Raw genomic sequence first — 9,149 nt, forward strand, 5'->3', positions numbered from 1 at the left:
GCGCTTACCCGGCGAAATTGTTCGACTTGAACCTGCGCTGCTCTGGTGGTCTGCTGGGCACGGATCAATTCTTTCAGGAGAAGCACGATGAGCGAACGTCTCGAGGACATTGCCGCCGCGATTGTGGCCAATGGCAAGGGCCTGCTGGCTGCCGACGAGAGCTCCGGCACCATCAAGAAGCGCTTCGACGTCATCGGCGTCGAGTCGACCGCCGACAGCCGCCGCGACTATCGCGAGATGATGTTCCGCGCCAGCGATGCAATGACCAAGTACATTTCCGGCGTCATCCTCTACGACGAGACCATTCACCAGAAGGCCGCCGACGGCACACCGCTGGTCGACATCATCAAGGCATCAGGCGCTATCCCCGGCATCAAGGTCGACGCCGGCGCCAAGCCGCTGGCCGGCTTTCCCGGCGACACCATCACCGAGGGCCTGGACGGCCTGCGCGAACGCCTTGCCGACTATTACAAGCTCGGCGCCCGCTTCGCCAAATGGCGCGCGGTGATCGACATCGATGTTGCCAAGGGCGTGCCTTCCGCCACCTCGATCGGCTCGAACGCCCATGCGCTGGCCCGTTACGCCGCGCTTTGCCAGGAGGCCGGCATCGTGCCGATCGTCGAGCCGGAGGTGCTGATGGACGGCGCCCACGACATCGACACCTGCTACGAGATCAGCAAGGCGACACTGACAAAGTTGTACACCGAGCTCTATGCGGCTCGCGTCGTGCTCGAAGGCACCATCCTGAAGCCGAACATGGTGCTGGCCGGCAAGAAATCAGGCAAGGTCAGCAGCCCCGACGAAGTCGCCGAGAAGACAATAAAACTGTTCCGCGAGACGGTGCCGGCCGCTATTGGAGGCATTGCCTTCCTTTCGGGCGGACAATCTGACGAGGAGGCGACCGCCAACCTCAACGCCATCAATGCCATTGGCCCGCATCCGTGGAAGCTGACCTTTTCCTACGGCCGCGCCTTGCAGGCCGCTCCGCAGAAGGCGTGGGGCGGCAAGGCGGCGAATGTCGCCGCCGCACAGGCTGCCTTCGCCCATCGCGCCCACATGAACCATCTGGCAGCGCTTGGACAATGGCAGCCGACCCTTGAGCAAGCCGCCTGACTGAATTCAGGTTGCGTTCCTCCGACCCGGGCCATGTGCCCGGGTTTGTTTGAAAGCAGCAAGGTCTGCAATTTCCTGCAACTGAAATGCAGCTCTGTGTCGGCATTCCTCGCTGCCGATCGTCCTCCGTGAAAAGAGGAGCAGACCTATGCCAAACAACAAGACCGTATCGCAGGAAAAATGGTTTCAGGCGCACAAGGCGCATCTGGCGCGCGAAAAGGAATTGACGCGCTTTCGCGACCGCGTCGCCGCCGAACGCCGCGAATTGCCGTGGCTGAAGATCCGCAAGGACTATGTCTTCGAGACCGAGCAAGGGCCAAAGAAACTGCCCGACCTGTTCGGCGGCAACAGCCAGCTGATCGTCTACCATTTCATGTTCGGGCCGGGCGCCGATTATCGCTGCGAAGGCTGCTCATTTCTTGCCGACCACATCGACGGCGCCAACCAGCATCTCAGGCATCACGATGTCTCACTTGTCGTGGTAGCGCGCGCGCCACTGGCTGAATTGCTGCCCTACAAGCAGCGCATGGGCTGGAAATTCGACTGGGTGTCGTCCTACGCCTCGGACTTCAACTTCGACATGCAGGTGTCATTCACCGACAAGCAGATCGCGGCCGGCGACACCACCTACAATTTCGAGCAGTGCGCGCTGAGATCGAAAGACCTTCCCGGCACCAGCGTGTTCTATCGCGACGAGAAAGGCGACATCTTCCTGACTTTTATCTCGCGCTCCAGAGGCGGCGATCCGCTGATCGGCGCCTATCACTATCTCGACCTGACGCCGAAGGGTCGCAACGAAACCGGTCCCCACCATAGCCTGGTGGACTGGGTGCGGCTGCACGACGAATATGCGGATACGCCCGAGATGCAGGACAGCTGCTGCCATTGACGACGGGCGGTCACCCAAGGTCTTTCGCCTTCGGCCCGACATGCGCTAAGTGCTGTTCGCTATGCCCTAAAAGGGACTTGCCATGCGGCGCTTTCCGACCCTTCTCACCTGGCTCGCCTTTCCGGTTTATGTCTGGCAAGGACTTGGCGTGCGTCGCCGCACCGCCCGCATGCTGCCGGCACAAGGTCCGGTCATGCACGAGATATCTGGCCTGGCGCCAGCAATCTCGGTTCTGGTGCTTGGCGATTCCTCCGCCGCCTCGGTCGGCATCGGCAATTCCGAAAACGGATTGGCCGCGCAACTGGCAGTTCTGATTGCGCAACGCACCGGCCGCACCGTGCGCTGGCGGGCGGCCGGCTTCAACTCGGCAACCTCTGGCCAGATCCGCGATCATGTGCTGCCCAATCTATCGGCCGATCCGTGGACGCATATCGTGCTGGCCGTCGGTACCAACGACACCAAGAATTTTCATTCGGTACCGCGCTTCAAGCGCGAGTTTGGTGGCCTGCTCTACGCGCTGCGCGCCAAATGGCCGGAAGCGCGCGTGGTGTGGTCGCCGGTGCTGGAGTTCACCCGGGCTCCGGCAATGCCGCCATTGCTCGGCAAGATCCTCGAAATCCGCGCCGTCGAGGTGAACCGGATGGGCGAGCGCCTTTGCCTCGAACGCGGCGCCATACCGGCGCCCCGGCTGCCGATCACGGATGCCGATGCCGGCTTCGCATCGGATGGATTTCACGCTTCGGAAGCCGGCTACCGAGCCTGGGCGGAACATCTGGTCAGCCTGGTGCTCGCCAACGAACCGGGCGTCGCGTAGCGGGCCGCCCGCACTACGTCCAGTGCCCGAGCACCGCCGTAATCGAAATCGCCGCCATCGCCAGCAGCGCCAGCTTCCAGAAATCGCTGCGCCGCTTCAGCCCGGGCCAGCCGAGCGGCTTGATGAGCTGGATGACCATCATGAAGATGATGACGAGTGCGAGAAGTTTCGACATGCAGCCTTTGATCAGCATCGCGGCTGGCTGTCAAAGCGGCTCCGCGATCGCCGTCTTTCCAGTGCAGCAGGCCTCTTTTCAGCACTGCCTGATCACTTCGGTCGACAAATCGGAACGCCGGTCAGGAGAGACGCACCCTCCTGACAGACTGCTGTCAGCAGGGGTGTGCGATAGTGCCTGCATCGAAAGAGAGGAGACCAGCCATGAACGGTATTACCATTCTGCGTAGCGTGCAGCACTATGTCGGCAAGATCCGGACGATCCGCAATGAGATCCGCACCCAGCGATTCATGAACACCCTGCCGGCGGACATCCGCAAGGATATTGGTTGGCCGGACATGTATGGCGACCGCCGCAATGGCGGCAATTGAGGCAAGCTTTCCGCGTGGCGTTTGGATGCAACCTGGCGACGAGCTGAAATGGGGCATGCTGAAGCCTCCTGACAGTATGGTGTCAGGAGGCTCGTGCCATAGTGCGATGGCCGCCGGAGCCGGATGGCCGAGAGGACGATCGATGAAAAGCTGGAACGACAGGCTGAACACGCCTGGCATCAACGGCATAACACCGTCGCCACGCACCATCGGCGACGTCGTCGAAGGCCAGCCGATGCTGGTTCCTACAGCTCGCCAGGTCCATGCATTCATCCGCTCTATCCCCGAAGGCATGGACATGAATATCCGCGCTTTGCGCACCGCTCTCGCCATCGAGCACGGTGCCGAGATGACATGTCCGGTCACCATCGGCTATCATCTGCGCACCGTCGCCGAGGCCGCCAACGAGGATCTTGAGCGTGGCATGGCGCTGGGCGACTTTGCGCCGTTCTGGCGGGTGGTCGACGCAAACACGCCGACAACGAGGAAACTGTCCTTCGGCGCGGCCTTCGTCGCCGCGCAGCGCAAGCGCGAAGGGCTGGAACGATAGACGCCGAGGGACCATACGATGCGCCGCGCCGACAGGCTCTTCCAGATCGTGCAGCATCTGCGTGGTGGTCGTCTGGTCACCGCCCAGAAGCTGGGCACGTGGCTCGAGGTTTCCGAGCGGACGATCTATCGCGACATCGCAGACCTGCAGTCGACCGGCGTGCCGATCGACGGCGAGGCCGGTGTCGGCTACATGATGAGGGAGGGTTTCGACCTTCCGCCACTGATGTTCACGCGTGACGAGATCGTCGCGCTGGTCGCCGGCGCCCGCATGGTGCGCGCCTTTGGTGGCGCGGCCATGGCGCGAGCCGCCGACGAGGCGCTGGTCAAGATAGGCGCCGTGTTGCCCGACGCCGAAAAGGACCGCATCGCCCGTACCGAGATCCACACGCCGATGTGGGTGGTAAGCGATGCCGCCCGCGAAGCCATCGACCTGATCGAGCGGTCCATCGAGAAACGTCAGGTGCTGACCATCGACTATTCGGATGAGGCCGGCCGCAGCACCGCGCGCGACATCCGCCCGCTCGGCCTGTGGTTCTGGGGCAAGGTGTGGACCTTGGTCGCCTGGTGTGAGATGCGCGGCGATTTCCGCGCTTTCCGCATCGACCGCATCGCCACGGTGGTCATCGCCGGCCGCACCTTCAAGCCGGAGCGCGGCAAGCAGCTCGCCGATTTCTATCGCGCGGTGGAGCGCAGCGAGGATTACGGCATGGCGCCGGACCGGGCGGCGCGAAGCTGACACGGAAGATCACAAAAAAGCCCGCTTGAAAGCGGGCTTTTTGTTTTGGATGCCAGACCTATTCCTCTTCGTCGGCGTCCTTGTCCTTCGACTTCAGCGCCGAAAGCTTGGCGAAGACGGCGTTGGCGTCAAGTTCGCGGTCCTCGTCCTTCGGCTTTTCGGGCGCCGGCACCAGCCGTTCGGTCAAGGCGGCCGGCAGCAGCGTATCGCCGACCGGCTGCGCCTGCTCGCGGCCGCGCGAGGCGCGGTTGATTTCCATATCGAGGTCGATCTGCGACGTCAGGCCGAGCGTCACCGGATCCATCGGCTGGAGATTGGCGGAGTTCCAGTGCTTTCTGTCGCGAATCTGGTCGATCGTCGACTTCGTTGTGCCGACAAGGCGGGCAATCTGCGCATCCTTGAGCTCGGGATGGTTGCGCACCAGCCAGAGGATGGCGTTGGGCCGGTCCTGGCGCTTCGACAGCGGCGTGTAGCGCGGACCCTTGCGTTTGGATTCCGGCACCCGCACCTTGGGATCGGAGAGCTTCAGCCGGTGGTTGGCGTCCTTCTCGGCGCGCGCGATCTCGTCGCGAGTGAGCTGGCCGGTCATGATCGGGTCCATGCCCTTGATGCCTTGCGCCGACTCGCCGTCGGCGATCGCCTTGACCTCAAGCGGATGCAATCCGCAGAACTGCGCAATCTGCTCGAAGGAAAGCGCTGTGTTGTCAACCAGCCAGACGGCGGTCGCCTTTGGCATCAGCAGCGTATTGGCCATTACAAAAATCCTTCTCGTTCGCCCGCGTTCCCGCGCGGGCGGTGGTTTAGAGCCACCAAAATGGGAAAATCGCGGTCTATATAACCGCTCGCTCGCCGTTTCGCAATGTTTTTGGCAGGCGCGCGTCAAGGACGGCACGGCAGCGCGACCAGCAGACCGCGAAGGGTCGGCAGATGACGCCATGCAGTCGAAACCTTCAAAAAGACAAAGCCCGCCAGACCAAGGTCGGGCGGGCTCGGAACCGGCGACGGAAATCCGTCTGCTGCGGCTCTGGCTTCTAAAGCTTGATCCCGAACCGCGGCTCGGCGTTGCCGAAAAGCGGCGCCCGGTCTTCGAGCGGGATCGTGCTCGAGATCAAAGCCCTTTGCGGGCGATTCTCTCGATGTCGCCGCGGTTGATGCCGAGGTCGTTGAGCTGACGAGCATTCAGCCGGTTCAGTTCGCGCACGGTTTCGTTGTACATGCGCCAGTTACGGAAAGCGCGGATCGGGTTCATGATAGTCCTCCATCGTTTTGATGCCGCGTAAATAGGCATCGGCGATGAAAAATTGAACAGACGCTTTTGCATGGCCGCAATGCGTTTGTTGCATTGCACCATTAAGCTTTCGTTCAGCCTGCTTGCGGGCCGTCAGGCGACATCGAGCACAATCTTGCCGATGTGCTCACCCTCCTCCATCCGCTCATGCGCCCGCCACGCTTCCTTGAGCGGGAAGATCGTATCCATCACCGGCGCAACCTTGCGCGTGCCGAGCAACGGCCAAACCTGCGCCTCGAGCGCAGCCGCAACTGCCGCCTTGAACTCCACGGTGCGTGGCCTGAGCAGCGATCCTGTGTGCACGAGCCGCTTGGCCATGATCTTGAAGAAATCGGCGCTCGCCACTGCCCCGCCCTGCGTCGCGATCTGGACGATGCGGCCTTCCATGGCTGCAGCCTCATAGTTTCGCGCCACATAGTCGCCGCCGACCATGTCGAGGATGACATTGGCACCCTTGCCGCCGGTTGCCTCCTTGACTGCGGCGACGAAGTCCTCCTCGCGGTAGTTGATCGCCCGGTCGGCGCCGAGCTTGAGGCAGGCGTCGCATTTCTCCTTGCTGCCGGCGGTGGTGACGACATAGGCGCCGAAAGCGGCAGCAAGCTGGATCGCCGTGGTGCCGATACCCGACGAGCCGCCATGCACGAGCAGTGTCTCGCCGCTCTTCAGGCCGCCGCGCTCGAAGACATTGTGCCAAACAGTGAAGTAGTTTTCCGGCAGCGCCGCCGCTTCGGTGTAGGTAAAGCCGGCGGGCAGCGGCAGCACGCTGCCGGCGTGCACTCTGACATATTCGGCATAGCCGCCGCCCGCCGTCAGCGCACAGACCCGGTCGCCGACGCGCCAGCGCGATATCTCGTCACCAAGGGCAGCGACTTCGCCTGCTGCTTCCAGGCCCGGCAGATCCGACGCTCCCGGCGGTGGCGGATAGGCGCCCTTGCGCTGTTGCACGTCCGGCCGGTTGACGCCGGCGGCCCGCACCCGGATCAGGATCTCGCCGGGACCGGGAACCGGTACGTCGCGGGTTTCCGGTTTCAGCACCCGCGGCCCGCCCGGTTCCGATATGGCGATCGCCATCATCTTCGCCGGAATTTTCTGTGCGTTCGCCATGAATTTTCCCGTCGTGCTCCGCCGGTTTCTCGTGCCAGCTCTTGCCCGCCATTTGCATCCATACCCTTGCCCTATGTATGCTCATTGGCAAATCAGGCAAATGGGCAATCACGGAGGAGCGACGATGGCGATCTTCGACGACGAACCCAAGAAGAAGGCGCGCCCGCACGAGATCGGGCAGGATCTGTCGCTGCTTTCCGTCGATGAATTGTCCGAACGGATCGGTATCCTGCGCGACGAGATCGCCCGGCTGGAAGCCGAGCTCAAGACCAAGGGCTCGACCAAGTCGGCGGCAGAGGCGCTGTTTCGCCGCGGGTAGTTACTGCGGGTAATTCCAAAAGCTCGGGCACGCCGCCGAAAAGCCGAATGCCGCTGTCTCCAGACTTGTGCCCTAAACCCCAGCCGGATTGAAAAATGTTCGCAAGCTACAGACCGATCCTCTCGCTGCTGCGCGGCACCGCGTTCCTGTTGGCGGCATCCGGACTGCACGGTCTGCTGTTGCCGCTGCGTGGCCAGGTGGAGGGCTTCTCGACGGCATCGCTCGGCCTGATGGGCACGGCTTGGGCCGGCGGCTTCGTCACCGGCTGCTTCTTTGCGCCACGCATCGTGCGCCGCGCCGGTCATGTCAGGGCTTTCGGCGCCTTTGCCGCATCGGGAGCGATCGTCGCACTGCTCACCGGCCTGATCATCGACGAATATACCTGGATCCTGCTGCGCGCCTTCACCGGCTTCACCATGGCCGGCGCCTTCATGGTCATCGAAAGCTGGCTCAACGAGAAGGCCACCAACGAAAACCGCGGCACCGTCTTCGGCCTCTACATGATGGTCACCTATGCCTCGATCATGGGCGGTCAGATGATCGTTGCCGGCGGCGATGTGAGATCGGCGTCGCTGTTCATGATCACCGGCATTCTGTTCTGCCTGTCGCTGATCCCGACGGCGGTCTCGACGGCGTCTCACCCCAAGCCGCTGCAGGACGTGTCGCTTGACGTCAAGGGGCTCTACGTCAATTCGCCGGTGTCGGCGATCGCTTGCGTGCTGATCGGCATCGCCAACGGCGCCTGGGGTACACTTGGTGCCGTCTATGGAGCGCGCATCGGCATCTCGACAGCCGAGATCGCGCTGATGATGAGCCTCGTGGTCATCGCCGGCGCCGCCATGCAGCTTCCGGCCGGGCGGCTCTCCGACACGACGGACCGTCGTTTCGTGCTGGCGGGCGCGGCCTTCGGCGCTGCGCTGTTTGCCATCGCCATCTTCCTGTTCGAACCGCGCTCCGGCGTCTTCGTCATCGTCTGCACCGCCGCCTACGGTGCCTTCGCCTACACGCTCTATTCGATCGCGGTGGCGCATGCCAATGACCATGCGCGATCGGAGGACTTCGTCAAAGTGTCGGGCGGCCTGCTGCTGCTTTATGGCTTCGGCACGATGATCGGTCCGCTGGTGGCCGCCGGCCTGATGGGCTGGATGCGCCCTGAGGGGCTGTTCCTGGCCACTGCGCTCGCGCATCTCAGCCTGGCTGGCTATACGCTGCTGCGCATCAGCCGTCGCGCGCCGGTGCCGATCGAAGGCCGCGATGCCTTCAAGACCCAGCCCGCCGATCGCTCGGTGACGCCGGAAGCGTTGCGGCTCGACCCGCGTAGAAAAGCTGAAGCCGACAGTTGAGATTCGAGGCGCTTTGCCCCACAAATAAGGCATGATGCTTTCCGACGCCTTCATGGCGATTGCCGATCCCAACCGGCGCCATCTCTTGGAAGAGCTCCGGCGCGGACCGAAGACCGTCAACGAATTGGCATCCGGCTTGCCGGTGTCCCGCCCGGCCGTTTCGCAGCACCTGAAGGTGCTGCTTGATGCGGGGTTGGTCAACGCCAAGCCGGAAGGCACCAGGCGCGTCTATACGGTCAGCAATGCCGGCTTCCTGAAGCTCAACATCTGGCTTGACCAGTTCTGGGATGCGGAGCAGCTCGGTTCACCCGGAAGCTGAGAGGCATCGTCAGCGCGTCGAGCAACTAGGCAGCATCGGGCCTAGAGTATCCGTGTTGGTCAAGGGAGAGATGGTGTCCAGGTCCGATTGTCCCTGAGTAGTGCGTTTGCGAGGATGATGAGCTTT

13 protein-coding genes are annotated in these 9,149 nt (G+C 62.9%); 9 read left to right on the forward strand and 4 right to left on the reverse strand.

Annotated features, from left to right (window positions below; genetic code table 11):
• The first annotated feature begins 87 nt into the window (after positions 1 to 87).
• From NKH41_RS06690 to NKH41_RS06700, 3 genes are all read left to right on the forward strand, one after another.
• Complete coding sequence (locus tag NKH41_RS06690) at positions 88 to 1,113, forward strand: class I fructose-bisphosphate aldolase (protein WP_352540260.1); 1,026 nt, start codon at positions 88 to 90, stop codon at positions 1,111 to 1,113.
• Between the two features lie 148 nt (positions 1,114 to 1,261).
• Entirely contained in the window at positions 1,262 to 2,002 is a 741-nt protein-coding gene (locus tag NKH41_RS06695; RefSeq protein ID WP_352767666.1) for a DUF899 domain-containing protein, read from the forward strand.
• A gap of 82 nt (positions 2,003 to 2,084) precedes the next feature.
• A complete protein-coding gene (locus NKH41_RS06700; protein WP_352767667.1) occupies positions 2,085 to 2,816 on the forward strand; it encodes an SGNH/GDSL hydrolase family protein in 732 nt (243 codons plus the stop codon).
• A gap of 13 nt (positions 2,817 to 2,829) precedes the next feature.
• Here NKH41_RS06700 and NKH41_RS06705 read toward each other — a convergent pair whose 3' ends face one another.
• Positions 2,830 to 2,991 (reverse strand): hypothetical protein, encoded by a 162-nt coding sequence (locus tag NKH41_RS06705; protein WP_352540257.1) that lies wholly within the window; start codon positions 2,989 to 2,991, stop codon positions 2,830 to 2,832.
• A gap of 203 nt (positions 2,992 to 3,194) precedes the next feature.
• On the opposite strand from NKH41_RS06705, the gene NKH41_RS06710 reads away from it, so the two are divergent.
• The 3 genes from NKH41_RS06710 to NKH41_RS06720 all read left to right on the forward strand — a co-directional run bounded on the left by NKH41_RS06710 (position 3,195) and on the right by NKH41_RS06720 (position 4,650).
• Positions 3,195 to 3,362 (forward strand): hypothetical protein, encoded by a 168-nt coding sequence (locus NKH41_RS06710; RefSeq protein WP_023678489.1) that lies wholly within the window; start codon positions 3,195 to 3,197, stop codon positions 3,360 to 3,362.
• Between the two features lie 142 nt (positions 3,363 to 3,504).
• Positions 3,505 to 3,912, forward strand: a complete 408-nt coding sequence (locus NKH41_RS06715; RefSeq protein WP_352471152.1) for a hypothetical protein — start codon at positions 3,505 to 3,507, stop codon at positions 3,910 to 3,912.
• An 18-nt stretch (positions 3,913 to 3,930) separates the two neighbouring features.
• Positions 3,931 to 4,650 (forward strand): helix-turn-helix transcriptional regulator, encoded by a 720-nt coding sequence (locus tag NKH41_RS06720; RefSeq protein WP_352767669.1) that lies wholly within the window; start codon positions 3,931 to 3,933, stop codon positions 4,648 to 4,650.
• A 58-nt stretch (positions 4,651 to 4,708) separates the two neighbouring features.
• Here the strand turns inward: NKH41_RS06720 and NKH41_RS06725 are convergent, their stop codons facing one another.
• The 3 genes from NKH41_RS06725 to NKH41_RS06735 form a co-directional block, all read right to left on the reverse strand.
• Complete coding sequence (locus NKH41_RS06725; protein WP_023678492.1) at positions 4,709 to 5,404, reverse strand: DUF1013 domain-containing protein; 696 nt, start codon at positions 5,402 to 5,404, stop codon at positions 4,709 to 4,711.
• Between the two features lie 354 nt (positions 5,405 to 5,758).
• On the reverse strand, positions 5,759 to 5,899 hold the full coding sequence (locus tag NKH41_RS06730; RefSeq protein ID WP_023678493.1) for a DUF1127 domain-containing protein: 141 nt from the start codon (positions 5,897 to 5,899) through the stop codon (positions 5,759 to 5,761).
• Between the two features lie 132 nt (positions 5,900 to 6,031).
• Positions 6,032 to 7,042: an NAD(P)H-quinone oxidoreductase gene (locus NKH41_RS06735; RefSeq protein ID WP_352454845.1), complete on the reverse strand. Its 1,011-nt coding sequence runs from the start codon at positions 7,040 to 7,042 to the stop codon at positions 6,032 to 6,034.
• A gap of 124 nt (positions 7,043 to 7,166) precedes the next feature.
• Here NKH41_RS06735 and NKH41_RS06740 point away from each other — a divergent pair, with 124 nt between their 5' ends.
• The 3 genes from NKH41_RS06740 to NKH41_RS06750 all read left to right on the forward strand — a co-directional run bounded on the left by NKH41_RS06740 (position 7,167) and on the right by NKH41_RS06750 (position 9,023).
• The gene (locus NKH41_RS06740) at positions 7,167 to 7,361 is read left to right on the forward strand and encodes a DUF1192 domain-containing protein (RefSeq protein WP_023678495.1); all 195 of its coding nucleotides are present in this window, start codon (positions 7,167 to 7,169) and stop codon (positions 7,359 to 7,361) included.
• Positions 7,362 to 7,456: 95 nt separating this feature from the next.
• Entirely contained in the window at positions 7,457 to 8,704 is a 1,248-nt protein-coding gene (locus NKH41_RS06745) for an MFS transporter (protein WP_023678496.1), read from the forward strand.
• Positions 8,705 to 8,735: 31 nt separating this feature from the next.
• Positions 8,736 to 9,023 (forward strand): ArsR/SmtB family transcription factor, encoded by a 288-nt coding sequence (locus NKH41_RS06750; protein WP_023678497.1) that lies wholly within the window; start codon positions 8,736 to 8,738, stop codon positions 9,021 to 9,023.
• The last annotated feature ends 126 nt before the right edge of the window (positions 9,024 to 9,149 follow it).

This window comes from Mesorhizobium sp. M1169 (assembly GCF_040318345.1).
Lineage (GTDB): Bacteria > Pseudomonadota > Alphaproteobacteria > Rhizobiales > Rhizobiaceae > Mesorhizobium.